The organism is Paenibacillus cineris, assembly GCF_018333335.1.
GTDB classification, from domain to species: domain Bacteria; phylum Bacillota; class Bacilli; order Paenibacillales; family Paenibacillaceae; genus Paenibacillus_AQ; species Paenibacillus_AQ favisporus.
This window is the reverse complement of the sequence record NZ_BORU01000001.1, coordinates 2,288,084-2,303,260: the sequence shown is the minus strand read 5'-3', so window position 1 is coordinate 2,303,260 and position 15,177 is coordinate 2,288,084. Positions and strand designations below refer to the sequence as shown.

13 protein-coding genes are annotated in these 15,177 nt (G+C 54.3%); 1 reads left to right on the top strand and 12 read right to left on the bottom strand.

The window, feature by feature from the left end; translation table 11 throughout:
- Positions 1-42: 42 nt before the first annotated feature.
- From KI379_RS10905 to KI379_RS10855, 11 genes are all read right to left on the bottom strand, one after another.
- A complete protein-coding gene (locus KI379_RS10905; protein WP_089547039.1) occupies positions 43-1,509 on the bottom strand; it encodes a CoA-acylating methylmalonate-semialdehyde dehydrogenase in 1,467 nt (488 codons plus the stop codon).
- Positions 1,510-1,530: 21 nt separating this feature from the next.
- The gene (gene iolC / locus KI379_RS10900; protein ID WP_244879252.1) at positions 1,531-2,532 is read right to left on the bottom strand and encodes a 5-dehydro-2-deoxygluconokinase; all 1,002 of its coding nucleotides are present in this window, start codon (positions 2,530-2,532) and stop codon (positions 1,531-1,533) included.
- Positions 2,529-3,353, bottom strand: a complete 825-nt coding sequence (iolB, locus tag KI379_RS10895; protein WP_212983555.1) for a 5-deoxy-glucuronate isomerase — start codon at positions 3,351-3,353, stop codon at positions 2,529-2,531. The genes iolC and iolB overlap by 4 nt, the downstream gene beginning before the upstream one ends.
- Before the next feature lie 14 nt (positions 3,354-3,367).
- Positions 3,368-4,279 carry a myo-inosose-2 dehydratase gene (iolE, locus tag KI379_RS10890; protein WP_212983554.1) on the bottom strand — a complete coding sequence of 304 codons (912 nt, stop codon included), beginning with the start codon at positions 4,277-4,279 and terminating at the stop codon, positions 3,368-3,370.
- Positions 4,280-4,302: 23 nt separating this feature from the next.
- Entirely contained in the window at positions 4,303-6,165 is a 1,863-nt protein-coding gene (gene iolD, locus KI379_RS10885; RefSeq protein ID WP_212983553.1) for a 3D-(3,5/4)-trihydroxycyclohexane-1,2-dione acylhydrolase (decyclizing), read from the bottom strand.
- A gap of 66 nt (positions 6,166-6,231) precedes the next feature.
- Positions 6,232-7,257, bottom strand: coding sequence for an inositol 2-dehydrogenase (gene iolG, locus KI379_RS10880; RefSeq protein ID WP_212983552.1), 1,026 nt, complete (start codon positions 7,255-7,257; stop codon positions 6,232-6,234).
- A gap of 332 nt (positions 7,258-7,589) precedes the next feature.
- Positions 7,590-8,723 carry a Ger(x)C family spore germination protein gene (locus tag KI379_RS10875; protein ID WP_212983551.1) on the bottom strand — a complete coding sequence of 378 codons (1,134 nt, stop codon included), beginning with the start codon at positions 8,721-8,723 and terminating at the stop codon, positions 7,590-7,592.
- Positions 8,720-9,814 (bottom strand): GerAB/ArcD/ProY family transporter, encoded by a 1,095-nt coding sequence (locus KI379_RS10870; RefSeq protein ID WP_212983550.1) that lies wholly within the window; start codon positions 9,812-9,814, stop codon positions 8,720-8,722. The genes KI379_RS10875 and KI379_RS10870 overlap by 4 nt, the downstream gene beginning before the upstream one ends.
- Positions 9,815-9,849: 35 nt before the next feature.
- Complete coding sequence (locus KI379_RS10865) at positions 9,850-11,274, bottom strand: spore germination protein (protein WP_212983549.1); 1,425 nt, start codon at positions 11,272-11,274, stop codon at positions 9,850-9,852.
- A gap of 159 nt (positions 11,275-11,433) precedes the next feature.
- Positions 11,434-13,314, bottom strand: coding sequence for a WG repeat-containing protein (locus KI379_RS10860; RefSeq protein ID WP_212983548.1), 1,881 nt, complete (start codon positions 13,312-13,314; stop codon positions 11,434-11,436).
- 248 nt (positions 13,315-13,562) lie between these two features.
- Complete coding sequence (locus tag KI379_RS10855; RefSeq protein ID WP_089547029.1) at positions 13,563-13,754, bottom strand: hypothetical protein; 192 nt, start codon at positions 13,752-13,754, stop codon at positions 13,563-13,565.
- 322 nt (positions 13,755-14,076) lie between these two features.
- Between KI379_RS10855 and KI379_RS10850 the strand changes: the two genes are divergently transcribed.
- Positions 14,077-14,232: an aspartyl-phosphate phosphatase Spo0E family protein gene (locus tag KI379_RS10850; RefSeq protein WP_076166611.1), complete on the top strand. Its 156-nt coding sequence runs from the start codon at positions 14,077-14,079 to the stop codon at positions 14,230-14,232.
- A 64-nt stretch (positions 14,233-14,296) separates the two neighbouring features.
- On the opposite strand, the gene KI379_RS10845 is transcribed toward KI379_RS10850, so the two are convergent.
- Positions 14,297-15,049 carry an SDR family oxidoreductase gene (locus KI379_RS10845; protein ID WP_212983547.1) on the bottom strand — a complete coding sequence of 251 codons (753 nt, stop codon included), beginning with the start codon at positions 15,047-15,049 and terminating at the stop codon, positions 14,297-14,299.
- Positions 15,050-15,177: the final 128 nt, after the last annotated feature.

Below are 15,177 nucleotides of genomic sequence, written 5' to 3'. Positions count from 1 at the left end.
AAGTATAGGGAAAGTTCCAGTCTGTGGCAATTTGCTCCATGATCAATAGCGGGCCACAACCATTTTCTTTCGGGTGTAGAATTCCACCCCGTCTTTGCCGTTGGCGTGAAGGTCTCCGTAAAAGGATTTTTTGTAGCCGGAGAACGGAAAAAATGCCATGGGTGCCGGTACGCCTACATTGACCCCGAGCATGCCGGCGTCGATCGATTCCCTAAACTCTCGAATCGCTTTGGCGCTGTCCGTGTAGATACAGGCCCCATTGGCAAACTCGGACTTGTTGGCAATCGCTACGGCTTCCTGAAGGCTGTTTACCCGAACGACCTGAAGTACAGGCGCAAAGATTTCGTCCGTCCAAATGTTCATACCGGGAGCGGCGTGGTCAAAGATGGTCGGGCCAAGAAAATAACCTTCTGCGTTGGCCAAGGCATGATCCCTTCCGTCCAATACAAGTTGCGCCCCCTCCTGTACTCCCTTCTCAATATATCCAATGGTCCGGTTCTTATGGGCGTCCCGGATCACGGGTCCCAGGAAGGCATCCGGTTCCATACCGTCGCCTACGGGGAGATTCTTGGCGGCTTCGGCAAGTCCGCTCACCAGCTCATCGGCGATATCGCCGACGGCCACGACGACCGAGCAGGCCATGCAGCGTTCGCCTGCGGAGCCGAAAGCCGCGCTTGTGATCTCTTTGACCGCCAGCTTGAGATCGGCATCCGGCATGACGATGGAATGATTTTTTGCTCCGCCGAGCGCTTGTACCCGTTTACCGTGAGCTGCTGCCGTCTTGTACACGTACTCGGCCACAGGCTGGGATCCGACAAACGAAATCGCCTTGACGTCTTTGTGCTCAAGCAGGCCGTTAACGACGTCGTGCGCACCGTGAACGATGTTGAACACACCATCCGGGAGCCCGGCTTCCTGGAGCAGCTCCGCCAGCCGGTTCGCGAGCAGCGGCGTCCGTTCGGACGGCTTCAGCACGAAGGTGTTGCCGCATACGATCGCTAGCGGGAACATCCAGCTCGGCACCATCATCGGAAAGTTAAACGGCGTGATGCCGCCGACGACGCCGATCGGATAACGGTACATGGCCGACTCCAGTCCAGAGGCAATATCAGGCAGGTTGCTGCCCATCAGCAGCGTCGGAGCGCCGGCGGCGAACTCTACACATTCGATACCGCGCAGCACCTCGCCGTATGCTTCCTGGTAGCTCTTGCCGTTTTCCAGCGTAATCATCCGGGCAAGCTCTTCCCAGTGTTCCGTCAAGAGCTGCTGGAACTTGAACATGATCCGTGCCCGGCGCGGCACCGGGGTGCCGCTCCAGGACGGAAACGCCTCCGCCGCCGAGGAAACGGCGCGGTTCAGATCGTCCAGGGTGGATAAGGGAACGCGGGCGATCTCTTCCCCGGTGGCCGGATTATAGACCGGCTCCGATCTTCCTCCGTTCGAAGGAACCCACCGGCCCCCGACGTAGTTGTGAAGCTGCTGCACTTGATCTTGCACTTGATCCGTCATGTAGATACCTCCATCGTTTGGTCAGATTCCTTGCTGCACAAAGCGGTCGATCCGCTCCTGGATTTGCGAGGCTGTCGGCATCGCATCGGAGCAGCTGTGGCTGGAGACCACGATCGATGCTGAGGCACTGCCGAACCGCTGGCACCGGTCGATACTCCATCCCTGCATCAGGCCGTAAATAAAGGCACCAGCAAAGGAGTCCCCTGCGCCAAAGGTTTTCACTACCTGTGCCGGAAAAACGGCACCTATGTGCTTCTGTCCGTCCGCCGAAAATGCCGTCGACCCATCGCCGCCCCGTTTGACGACCACCAGCTTGGCCCGGTGCTTGAACCACTGCTTCGCGGTGGCTTCATCGTCCTGCATAAGCGGGCCGTCCAGCGCTTCGATCAGGTCGAACTCTTCGCGTCCGCCCATAATAATATCCGATTTCTCGGCGGCCAGACGGTAATACGTGCCGATCTCATCGGCCGAGGTCCATGTATACGGACGGTAATCGATATCAAAAACAATGACGACTCCGTGTCTTATGGCCAGTTCCATCGCTTTAAAAGCCGCTTCTCTGGACGGGCTCTTTGCAAGGGCTGTACCTGAAATGAGCAGCGCTCTGGCACTTTGGATATAATCCTCGCTTACGTCGCCAGGCTCCAGTTTGAGGTCCGCTACGTTATCCCGGTACATCAGGATGCTGCAGTCCGTCGGCGACTTGATTTCCGTAAACGTGAGTCCGGTGACGCTGCCCGACCGGTCGACGATAACGTGTGTGGTGTCGATGCCTGCGTCCTGCAGGTACCGGGTGATGAAACGGCCGTGGGCGTCGTCGGACACCCTGCCGATGAAACCGGTCCGCAGCCCCAGCTTCGCCATGGCGATCGTAATGTTGGCCGGGGAGCCGCCGACATATTTGGTAAAGGTGACCGTGTCCTCCATCGGGCGATGGATTTCGTTGGCGTTCAGATCGATGCACAGCCGGCCCAGCCCGATAAAGTCCAGGGAACGATGGTCTGGAAATGAAATCGTGGTCAACGCTTTGGCACCTCCTGTCCAGGGGTCATCAGCCATTCATGCTGAGGGTCGTTATGGAACTTCCAGGTGCGCACGGGCCCGGCCATGACGTTGAGGTAATACACGTCGTACCCGGGAGGCGCCGATACCGGATGGTAACCGCGGGGAACGAGGACGGCGTCCCCGCTCTTCACGGCCAGCGTTTCATTCAGCGACAGGTCGTCGGTATATACGCGCTGCAGGGCAAACCCCTGACCCGGGGACACCTTGTGATAATAGGTTTCTTCCAGCAGAGACTCATGCGGGAGATCGAGTTGGTCATGCTTATGCGGCGGATAGCTGGACCAGTGCCCGGCCGGCGTAAAGACTTCCACGACGAGCAGACTTTCCGCTTCCTCCTGCTCCGGCAAAATATTGCGGACGGTCCGCTCCGTATAACCGGAGCCACGCTGCTCCACCCCAATCTTCTCCGGCGGGATGAGCCTTGCTTCGAGCCGCCCTTGGCCGGGTGCGCTGCACACGGCCACCTCCGTTAAGGTAACGGCTTCCAGCCGGAAACGGTCGTGCGCAGGAACGTATACCGCATAAGGGGCAAGCGGCTCAAACACGCTCATCCGGCGGCCGATCCGCTCATAGCTTTGTCCGCCTGCTTCCACATTCGCCAGCCCGCTGAGCAGCACGAGGCAGACTTCACGGTCTCCCGTCTCCTGCTCGATCGTTTGACCGGGTTCCAGCCGGTACGCTTCAAAGCCTACGTACTCCCACCCCGCCAATTCGGGCGTGATGCTGAGCAATCTGCCGTTCTCGTCCGGCTGTCCGCCGGGAACGATAAGCTTGGACATATTCCTTCCTCCTTTCAGGCGTTCAATTCCTGAACAATTTGAGCGAGATATTGCTTGGACTTGCTGGCATATTCGTAAGGATTCGCTTGGCCGGGATCCTGCTCCGCCTCCAGAATCATCCAGTCGTCATAACCATGCCGTACGAAGCTGCGGAAAATCGGCGCAAAGTCGATGCATCCGTCGCCAGGTACGGTAAACACGCCCTGGATTACCGCTTGCTGAAAAGGGATCCCCTCCCTTTTCACCCGCTCCAGCACATCGTTCCGTACATCCTTCAAATGAACGTAGGCAACGCGATCCGCATAGCGTTCATACAGCTCCAGCGGGTCGGACCCGCCGTAATAGGCATGCCCCGTATCCAGCAGCAAATGAACCAGCTCGGGATCCGTCGTCTCCATCAGCCTTTGAATTTCATCCGGCCGTTCGACCACCGTTCCAATGTGATAGTGGTAGACGAGCTTCATCCCGTTTCGTTTGCAGATTTCTCCGGCTTGATGCAGCCCCTCGACCATGTGGTTCCATTCCTCGTCCGTCAGGGGATGCACGTCCTGGACGCCTTTCGGTCTTCTCGGGTCGCCGATGATCGAACCCCCAAGCTCGCAGGTGACGACATGGCGGCTGCCCATCGACTTTAAAAATTCAACATGCTGCCGGTACGATTCCAGCTCGGACGCCCTGCGGCGCGGCTCGGAGAACAAGACGCCCTTCCACTGTGAAGCCATCTGGAGTCCATGCTGAGCCAGAGCCTTCTTGAGAACGGCGGCGTCTTTCGGGAATTTCCGGCTGTTTTCCGTTCCGGTGAACCCCAGCTGCGTGAAATCCCGCATCAAGTCGTCGAACGTATAATGGTCGCCCAGTTCAAGCACATCTTCATTAACCCAATTGATCGGTGAAATGCCCAATTTAATCGATCGGATATCCGTCATCTTCGTGTATCCTCCCTTTGGACTTAAATTTTCAGCGCCTGCTGTACATGTTCGTTCATCGTTTCCCTCGCGGCCCGCACCTTATCGCTGGTCGACACTTCCGGAACATCCACCCTCCACCAGGATTCGTATCCGCCCGACTGGGTGCCCGGCAGCACCTTGATTTCGATCAGGGTAGAGCCCTTCTCCTCCCCGGCCTGCCGGAGGGCTTCCTTCAGCTCATCCACACGGGTGGCGGAAAATGCCTTGATTCCCATGCTTCGCGCATGGGCCGCATAGTCGACCGGCACGTAGTCCCCCGTCAGGCGCCCCGTTTCCGGGCTGCGCAGACGGAATTCGTTGCCGAAGCCGTCGCTCCCGTTTTCACGCTGCAGGCTGTGTATGCACTGGTATCCGTGATTGTCCAGCAGGATCACGTTCACCTTTGCGCCTTCCTGAATGCTGGTTAAAATCTCCGAATGAAGCATGAGGTAGCTTCCGTCGCCGACGAGCGCATAGACTTCCTTGTCCGGCTCGGCGAGCTTCACGCCGAAGGCCCCGGCAATTTCGTACCCCATACAGGAAAAGCCGTATTCCATGTGATAGGATTTGGGCGCTTCCGATCTCCACAGCCGGTGTAAATCGCCGGGAAGACTCCCGGACGCCGCAACGATCACTTCGTTTGCCATGGAACGGTTCAGCTCACCGAGCACGCGGGTTTGCGCCAAGCCTTCTTCCGACTCCAAGCCGTACAGCCTGTCGACCTCCCGGGTCCATTCGGCTTTCAGTTTGGCAAGCTCTGATTCGTTATGAGCAGACTTGTAGCTCCTTGCCTGAAGTGCGGAAGTCAATTCTTTTAACCCCGCTCCAGCATCTGCCACCACCTGGCACGCATTCAGCTTCGACGCGTCATAACCGCTCACATTGATATGAATAAATTCTGCTTCAGGACTCGTAAAAGCGGTTTTGGATGCGGTCGGAAAATCACCCAGCCGGGTACCCACGCAAATGACGGCATCCGCTTCTCTGGCAAGCCGGTTCGCGGCAAGGGATCCGGTCGCGCCGATCGCTCCCATATTCAGCGGATGGTCCCATGGGATTGCGCTCTTCCCTGCCTGGGTCTCGGCCACAGGAATGCCGAACGCTTCCGCGAACTGCCGCAGCTCTTCATAGGCCAAGGAATAATGAACGCCGCCGCCGGCGATCAGTATCGGCTTTTGCTTGCGCGAAATCAGCTCCGCAGCCCGCTCGATCGCTGCCTGGCTTGCCGGCTTGCGGTCAAGGTAATGCACTCTTTTGCGGAAAAAATCCTCAGGATAATCGTACGCCTCTGTCTGCACGTCCTGCGGCAGGCAGATGGTGACCGCGCCGGTTTCGGCAGGGTCAGTCAGTACCCGCATCGCCTGGATCATCGAGCTCATCAGCTGTTCGGGACGCGTAATCCGGTCCCAGTACCGGCTGACCGGCTTGAAGGCATCGTTGACGGACACGGTATAATCCATCGGATGCTCCAGCTGCTGCAGGACCGGGTCCGGCTGCCGGCAGGCGAAAATATCGCCTGGAAGCAGCAGCACGGGTATCCGGTTGACCGTCGCCGTCGCGGCGGCCGTGACCATATTCAGCGCCCCCGGGCCAATGGAGGAAGTACAGGCGAAGATTTCCAGCCGGTTCTTCTGCTTCGCGTACGCAACGGCGGCATGCGTCATACCCTGCTCATTTTTTCCCTGGATGAATCTGAGGCTGCCCGGCTCCCGCTCCAATGCTTCGCCGATGCCCAGTACGTTGCCGTGACCGAAAATACCCATGACTCCCTTAACGAACTTGTGCTCCTTTCCGTCCAGCTGCACATACTGCTGGTCCAGGAAACGGAGCAAGGCCTGAGCCATCGTTAATCGAAGTACGCCCATTCATAACCATCCTTTCACAGAATATTTCATTAGGTTAATCGCTTACCCTAAAGACAAACAAAAACCTCATGATGTTGACATCGAATACTCGGACAAGCTGACAGGTCTCTTCTCCAGCCATGACTTCCTGGCTGCATCCGCCAGCAGTTCCGCCTCATACCCGTCCTCTCCGCTGACAGGTACGTCCTCATTGTTCAAGATCGCATTGATAAAGCTCTCGATTTCAAGCCGATACGCCGCTTCATAACGTTCCAGGAAAAAATGCTTCGGCTTATCCCGGTACACGCCGCCGGCCGTGCTGATTTCCGCCGAGTTCGGAAAATCGTTCTGCACATTGACCTGGCCCAGCGAGCCGAACACTTCAACGCGCTGATCGTACCCGTAAGCAGCCTGCCTCGAGTTGTCGATGACACCGATCGCGCCGTTCCGGAATCTCAGCATGATGACCGCCGTGTCCACGTCTCCGAGCTCTCCGATGACCGGATCCACCAGGACTGCCCCTTGGACATACACCTCATCCACTTCGCTGCCGCTCAAAAACCGGGCCATGTCAAAATCGTGAATCGCCATGTCCATAAACAGCCCGCCGGATACCTTGATATAGTCATGCGGAGGGGGGCTGGGGTCGCGGGAAGTGATCTTGATCAGATGGGGATCTCCGATCTGGCCGGAAGCGACAATCTCCCTGACTCTGCGAAAATTCGGGTCAAATCTGCGGTTGAAGCCAAGCTGAAATTTGACGCCGCTGTCGGAAGCGGCTTGCAGCGCAAGGCGGGTTCCACGGACATCGAAGGAGATCGGCTTTTCGCAGAAAATGTGTTTGCCCGCCTTGGCGGAGCGCTCGATCATGTCAATATGGGTATTGGTCGACGTGCAAATAAAAACGGCATCGATGCCCGGATCACTGATGATCTGTTCCGCATCCTGGGTCAACAAAGGGATCCCCAGCCCATTGGCCCATGCCCTGGCATGATCGATTTGAAGATCTGCAATCGCTTTCACATTAACCTGAGGATGCTTGAGCAGATTTTCGGTATGCAGCCTGCCGATCCTCCCTGCTCCGATCACGCCGATATTCAGTTGTTTACTCATGGACATTCCACCTTGTTCTCACGATATCATTTCAATGAAACATTTCAGGGTAACCGCTTTCCTTGATCGGATTATAACACCGCACCGGACCTTTGCAAACCCTTTTTTGTTATTTAATCCCACATTTTTTGCCGGTCACTATAAGATTGGCTCTACACCCTGCGTACTGTCAGGTCATCCGAATCACGGTTTCCATGACATATATATGAGTTTCCGCAAGTCAACATTCTATTTCCAGCGAATTGGAAAAGCAAAAAAAGCGGCCTGCCGCAGACGGCGAGACCGCAAAATATCGTTCATTACCGCATCCCGTACGGCATGGACATCAGCTGTTATTGAATGACCCCGGTATCGATAATGGACACCTGAACCTGGGTATGAAACTGCACGTTACGGTACTCCTTGTTCCAATCGATCCGCTTCCACAGTTTGGGATGATAGGCCATCAGCTGACGGCCTACCCCAAAAATGTCGCAGTTCGCCTTTTGCAGCTCCCGCACGACTCCCTTGGCTTCCTCGGTCATGATGGACGACAGCTCCCGGTTCACCCGCGTCACGGCCTTGTCATCCAGCAGCTGCGGTCCGGTGAATTCCTCGATGACCGCTTGAAGCTTTAGGCTCAGTGTCACGTGAACATCACCGTTCCGGGCGACGCTTACGTGAAACTCACGCTTCCTTTTCTTACTGCCGACGTTGTAGCTGATCGATCCGCGAATCGGCTTGGTTGTATCCAGATTCACGGTTTTGGTAAACCGGGCATTGCCTCCCGACTTTCCTTTCATCAGAACCAGCAGGATTGACTGATCCTTGCCTAACGATCCGCTATAGCTCTGATCGTGGAACAAGGCAACGCCTTTGGCAACGATCTCGGAGCCTTGTACCCCGATGTAAGGCAGCGCGAAATCCTGGCCTGGATCTGTCAAGGAACGGAAAACCGTATTCACGGTCTCCGGCGGGTAGAACAGGCTCATTTTCTCCAAGCTGCTGATTTTCTGCGACAGGAATTCGCCGATTTGCAGCTCTCCTACTTTTTTCATACCGATAATGTCTGAGGCGTCATTCTCTGTCACGATCAAGCGGACGTCGGAAGAAGGGTTCTTAGGGTCCCTGAAATTGACGTCCATGGGTGCCTTAATCCCTTCTTCAGCCAAGGATCTGCCGATCAGCTGCACGCTGTTCTTGATCACCCTCATATTCCCTCTTACGCGAGCCCGGAGGATGTTGCTCGCCCCGCGTGTTGACAAGCCCACAGCCGAATGGATTTCATTTCTCGTGGCGCTCTGTTCGGTTTTCGGAGGAATGATCAGCTCAACGGTTTCCTTGATTTTATGATCCTTGGTCAGATCAAAACCTGCGCTGTAGGCCAAATTCAAGTCTTTCAAATATTCACGGTCCCAGCATCCGGTCAGCAGCGCCGTGCTCAGACCCAGCATAACCAAGAAAAGTGCCCCGCGGCATCGTTTCATACAGCTCCACCCGCTTTCTTTTTGACAAATAAAGAGAACAGCATTAGCAGGAAGGGAACGCCCGCAATGAACACGTACGCGGCATATTCGGAAATCTTGTTGATCCGGTCGATCGCCATCGGCGTGGTCGGCAGAAGAGCGATTAAAAAAAAGGCTACACTAACAAAGGGGTCAAACATTTGATGGTTCTTTTTTCTAAACAGGACCGCAAGCCCATCGGTAGCCGCATAAAAGTAGCTGGCGATGGAACATACCAAGGTAATCGACCAAATCGACAAGAATAGAATGTCCGCCCGGTCGATGATATAAAAATTCAGCGATTTGACCAGGTAAATGACAGGTTCCGGGATCATCGCTAGCTGCGTCTGGTTAAACACCATGAGACAGGTACACACGACAAACACGTAGAACAGCGTAACGAACAGATTCGACAAGCTGATCATTTTCAATTTCTTGGCGTCAGATGCATTAATGAACGGAAAGATGATCATGAACATTTCGAACCCGTACATCGAGATGGTCGTATCCTTGGTTCCTTTCAGGATGTTGATCAGGCCTGCTTCGGTTAACGGGAGCATATATTCAATCCTTGCCTGCGTTAAGCCATAGCTGACAAAAATGATCAACGGAATGAACAGCATGGACGAAAGACTGTAAAATCGGGCCAATACGGTCAGCTTTTCTTTAGCCAGATAATAAGTCATGATACAGAAAAGGAGCAGTACCACCCACTTGGGGGTGGATTGCAGAATCCAGCGCTGGAGTACCATGTAGGCATTGAGCAAAACATTGCTGCCCAGCAAAATAAAATATCCGACGTAGCATGCGATCAGCAGCCTGCCTATAACCGGTCCGCCAAACCGGATACAGATTTGAAAAAGGTTCATCCCAGGAAACTTGCGCAGAAGAGTCCACATCATCAAAATGATGATTTGGGTAATCGCTCCGGCGATCACAACCGATATGCCCCCGCCGCCTTTTGCCGTCTTACTAAGGTCATAGGGAATCGAAAGCACGCCGACTCCGATTTGGGCTTGGATAATGAACAAAAACAGCTGTTTCGGGGACATCTTTTTCTCAGCCTGTTCCACCTTGGCCACCCCTCCCGGATCCGTGTCAACTGATGTTAGTTATGCTTTTTCTCGCCATGTCTGCCGCGGATCGTCCAGATCGGAAACCGAAGAAACGCATCCTTGAAGCCCTTTATTTTCAATGGGGCCAGCGGCGACAGGTAAGGCTTCCCGAACGACTCCAGCTTGCACAGATGAATGAACAGGATCGTCAGTCCGAAAGCAATGCCGATTAAACCGAAAATGGATGCGCATATCATCAGGGGGAACCGCAATATCCGGATCGCCGAGCTCATCTCATTGGACGGTATCAAAAACGACGAAATCGCGGTCAAAGCCACAACGATAATCATCGTGTACGACACGAAGCCCGCCTTGACGATCGCATCCCCGATGACCAGACCCCCGACAATGCCGATCGTTTGCCCTACTCGGCTTGGCAGCCGGAGCCCTGCCTCCCTCAGCAGTTCGAAGATCAACTCGAGCAGCATCGCTTCAACGAGCGGGGGATATGGTACCCGGGTCAATGAACCCTGCACGGTAAAGAACAGCTGAATGGGCAAAATGTTCGAATGAAATGCCACGATGGCGATATAGAATGCCGGCAGCTGAAAGGCGGTAATGAAGCTGAGCAGCCGGATAAACCGCACAAACGATGCGATCATCCAACGGTTGCTGTAATCGTCAGGGGTTTGATAAAAGCAGAAAAAGCTCACCGGGACGATCAATGCCGTCGGATCACCTTCGAGCATAATGACCACATGCCCGTCGAGCAAATACGCGCCCGTATGGTCCGGCCGTTCCGTATTCAAAAACTGGGGAAAGATCGAAAACGGCTGATCCTCCATGAATTCTTGGATAAAGCCGGTCGAAATGACGGAATCGATCGTGATGCCCTTCAGCCTGCTTTCCACTTTTTTGATTACGGTTGGGTCCGCCAGGTTATTCATGTACATGACCGCCACTTTGCGGGGAGCTGTACTGCCTATATTGTGATAATGCACCTTCAGGTCCGTCGAGTTGATCTGCTGGCGGATCTGATACAAATTGACCGTTAAATCCTCGATAAAACCGTTGTGTGCCCCGCGGATAATGCCTTCGTTTTCCGGCTCCGTAATGCTGCGTTCGTATTTGGCCGGCGTGGTCAAAACGTAGAACTGCTTCATGTCATTCTTGGTGAAAAACAAGCAATTGCCCGACAAAAGGGATTGTGTGCCCTGATCCAGCTTGTGTTCGGTTTCGAGCCGGAGCGTCAGGAACAGCTGGGACAAGTCCTCGTCTCCTCCCTGCCGCAGCGGACGGATGACGTTACGCTCGATCAGGGTTGGGTCCACCGTAGATTCCAGATATATCAGCGCCGATGATTGTCCACGGTAGGTTAGGTGCCTGACCTTCAGATCGTCGGTGTGACACAGTTTGTCCCGGATGTAAGATATGTTTCCGTCAAGTGAAGGATAGATCGTTTGCTCGGATGAGGTCACAGCCTGCCCTCCTGCCATAACTAGTTAGACTGCGGTTAATATCCCCCGTCTCATGTAAAATTATTCCCAACCGATCCTGAACCTTCCAATCCAAAAAACCGCTTGCCTTCAAGGCAGCGGTTCGTCGAATTCAAGGTTTATTGTGATTGGCGGGCTGAGTCATTTGGGAGGCTCCTGGTCCCGCCAAATGGTTCTTCCGTCACGAGTTACATACGACATCCGCCGGTCAACTTGGACTTCAATTAGGCCGTCTCCCTTCAAAGTCAGGCTGCCGCTGCCTTCCACCTTTGGATATCCGGGCGCGGCTGCACCGCTACAATCGATTAAGAAGGTGTTCTGCCCATCCGTGACCGATGCCAGACCATCTTGATAGGCCGACACGCGGGTATACGCAAAGTCTGTCAGCAGCCTGCCCTCCCAATCCGCAATCGCATAGTTCAAGTCGATGGACGGCTGCTCCGGATTCACGGCGTGTGCGAGTGCCAGCCTTTCCTCACCGAGATCACGAATCTCGTCATATACAGGTGGAACGACGAATTGACCTGATTCATCGATGACGCCGTATCTCTTCGTGCCGCCCTCCCCCATGTTCACGATCGCCCGCTGACGGCGGAAGGGGGATGCCGAGGTAAAAGCGGGCTGTATACGGACTTGGCCGCGCAGATCGATATAGCCGTATTTTCCGCCGGCCTGCTGCTGACAAACGAGCAATCCGCCGCCGGGAGGACCGGCATACTCAAACTCATATTCGTATAGATTGCGGCCGTCCAGCCCGATTAGTGCGTACGCACCGTCCTTCATTTTGACCCAGGCTCTTCCACCGCCAAAATCGCCGGCTTCCTCATATCTTGCCGGGATGATCTCGTATCCCTGGGAATCCAGATAGCCGGAACGGCCGATATGTACCGTTTCACCCTGATTGCCCTCTACACGAAATACAGATCTGCCTTCCCGCATATCGGCGATATACGAGTACCCGCTTTTCGTTACCACCTTACCTTGTTCATCGATCAGCTTGCAGTCGCCGCCGCCCGTGACGACGGCCCGGTGTTCCGAAAACGGTGAAATCGAATCATACACCGGGGGAACGACCCACATCCCGGCTTGATCGATCAATCCGTATTTTCCTCGTTCCCGGACAATGGCAAGGCCGTTCTTCTGAAATTCCGCCGCCTCTTCGTATCTGGCCGGAAGTACCATCGAACCGCTCGAGTTGATATACCCCCACCGAATCCCTTCGGCGGTTCGGTCCGAAAACCGCAGCAGCTCCGCCACGCGGGGCAGCTGCAGGATCTTCCTCTCCAGCGTCAAAAGGGTTTCCCGGGAAGGATACGGCTGGGCAAATCCTAATGCTCTTCGTACCGAATGCAGTGCCGCCTGCGGGACCCCGGCCCGATATTGCGCCTCGGCCAGATAGTACCAGTAAAACGGATAATCCGGATAGGATTCGGTCATCCGTTCATAGTAGCGGGCTACTTCAGGGTAATAGGCGGGGTAAACATCTTCTGCCGGGTGAAAACTCCCGTCCCGCCAGCGCAGCACCTCCGTCCGGTAGGCTTCGCCCGTATCGTGGATCCAGAGTGCGAGCTCGGATCTGCCGTCTGGACCTCCAGGCCCGGGCCAATCCGCCACGTCAATATAGCTGTAGCTCATTTCTGCAGGCGCCACATCCGTCAAACCATACTCCGTCCACTCATACACGGACAGCTTCGACCAAATGGAACCGATCTGCCAGCCTACGAGCAGGTTGTTCCGCCCAGGCTTGGTTACCGGTGCAGCGGTCAAGAGCGTGACTCCATAGCCTGGGCCTTGGATCCTGGCCATCGTTCTCCATGCCCCTTCGCTAAACTGAAGCACAAGTAAGTACAACGCATCATTCAACCGATAGACGGCGGAAATCTCCGGGACCCGATCCCCAGTTAAATCCTCGGCAATCACGGCAGGTTGTCCGGCTGGAGTATTCATCGTAACCAGCTCAGCCCCTTCCGGCAGATGCGTGCTGACCAGCTGTACCGGACTTTGCGGTTCAATTACGTTCACCCGTATCCTCCCTCTCTCTTTGCTTTTGCCTAATGGTATGCCGAGAGTGGGAAGATATGCCAGGACTGAGACAGAAAGCCGGCGAACTTGTTCTTTATCATATCCCCGGCATGGATGATATACAAAGAAAGCCTAGCCCATACCGGGTTAGGCTTTTTATTTTGGCTCTGTTCTCTTCGAAGAATCAATTTATTGATGCAGCAGTGTGCGCGAATAACGCTGCGTCTAAGGCGCCGTCCTAACTGGTTCTAGGCAGTTCTTGCGACCTGCCATGCCAGAATCCGATCCATCCGGAAGGTTCTTGGGGCACCTGTCTTCAGGCATACTGCCCTGACGGTGTTCCCGCGCATCTCTTTCACTTCGATTTTACGCTGTGTAATGTTACCGGCCTGGTCTAAATAAACGATCTCCACGGTTTGCCCAACATATTTTTCTGACATGACAGCCCCTCCTAACCGAACGTATGTTTTTATTATATGCGAACACCCGTTCTTTATACCATGTAAATTTTACCCAATTATATCGAATTTCGCTGTCCAGGCTGGAAGGGTTTTATGAACCTAAAAAAAAATTTCATCATCGGGTAACATTTCGATAATATGTCAGCTTCGCGGAAGGGATTTGAGGGGAATTTAGCGAAAAATGTAGTATCATTCTTTTTCAAAAAACATGTGCTGGATCGAAAAAAGTGTTGACGCATCTGTCGTTGCGGCATGCTGCGAACGCAAAGAGGATGCAAAATTTCTAAGGAGCTGTTCAACCATGGATAAAATTATTCGTAAAATTGAAGAGCTTCGGTTGGAATTGAATAAACTGTCCGTATGCAGATGTCTCACCGATCCGGAGCTGATCAAGGCCAGTCAGAAATTAGACCGGGCATTAAACGACTACGACAAATTTTTAAAAGAAAACATGTAACCCAAAGAGGACCTGCTGATCCTGTCAGCAGGTCCTCTTCCTGTTCTGCATCCTGTGCAAGATGTTATGTACCTGATCGGAAGCCATCGTACATCCGGGCTGCCGTCTCTCTTGCCTGTATCGCCGACAGATGCAGCCTCTCCTCCGTACCGCCATAACCAATCTCCTCTTTACCGGTTTGCAGATCCCTGAATACCGAGTCAGCAAACTCGTCAAGAGGCGCGCCGAACGTGTGAAGTCCCGCCCCGCCAAGATCGGTGTTGACCGCAGGCGGCAGCACTTCGATCACCTTGGCGTTCGATTTAGCCAGCTGAATCCGGAGACTAACGGTAAAGGAATGGAGCGCGGCCTTGGTAGAGCTGTAAATCGGAACCCAGGCTCCCGGCGTAATGGACAACCCCGAGGTGACATTGATGATGACCGGATCCGGTTGTTTTAACAAGTGAGGCATAAACAACAGCGTTAAATGAATCGGCGCATCTACATTAATTGAAATTTCCTGACGGTAATACTCCCACTCTTTCTCCGCTTCGAGCAAATGAACCCGCTGTTGAATGCCTGCATTGTTGATGAGAACGTTCAAACCCGGAAACTCGGACGTCACATTTCGGAACAATTCGAGCCGGTGGGACTCCACAGAAAGGTCACATGCCACCGTATGGATATCCGGGTAACGTTCCTTCAGCTCCTGAAGCTTGTCTGCGCGGCGCCCGCAAATGATCACGGTGTTACCCGCCTGAACGAACCGCTCCGCCAAGGCCAGCCCGATTCCGGATCCGCCGCCGGTAATGAGTATCGTATTTCCGCTAATCTTCATTTCTCCATCACTCCCGCTGGATAAATTAGTTCACGATGATAAGTTGTCCAATCTCCGCTCGATTCCATGTATCCATAAATCTGGCGAAAGCTTCAGGCTGATAAGCATCACGTCATCGATAAATGCTT

Excerpts from the sequence above, each read along its gene's own strand:
- iolE (WP_212983554.1), bottom strand. The coding sequence starts at position 4,279 with ATGACGGATATCCGATCGATTAAATTGGGCATTTCACCGATCAATTGG.
- iolD (WP_212983553.1), bottom strand. The coding sequence starts at position 6,165 with ATGGGCGTACTTCGATTAACGATGGCTCAGGCCTTGCTCCGTTTCCTG.
- KI379_RS10850 (WP_076166611.1), top strand. The coding sequence starts at position 14,077 with ATGGATAAAATTATTCGTAAAATTGAAGAGCTTCGGTTGGAATTGAAT.
- KI379_RS10855 (WP_089547029.1), bottom strand. The coding sequence starts at position 13,754 with ATGTCAGAAAAATATGTTGGGCAAACCGTGGAGATCGTTTATTTAGAC.
- iolG (WP_212983552.1), bottom strand. The coding sequence starts at position 7,257 with ATGAGTAAACAACTGAATATCGGCGTGATCGGAGCAGGGAGGATCGGC.
- KI379_RS10845 (WP_212983547.1), bottom strand. The coding sequence starts at position 15,049 with ATGAAGATTAGCGGAAATACGATACTCATTACCGGCGGCGGATCCGGA.
- KI379_RS10875 (WP_212983551.1), bottom strand. The coding sequence starts at position 8,723 with ATGAAACGATGCCGCGGGGCACTTTTCTTGGTTATGCTGGGTCTGAGC.
- KI379_RS10905 (WP_089547039.1), bottom strand. The coding sequence starts at position 1,509 with ATGACGGATCAAGTGCAAGATCAAGTGCAGCAGCTTCACAACTACGTC.
- iolB (WP_212983555.1), bottom strand. The coding sequence starts at position 3,353 with ATGTCCAAGCTTATCGTTCCCGGCGGACAGCCGGACGAGAACGGCAGA.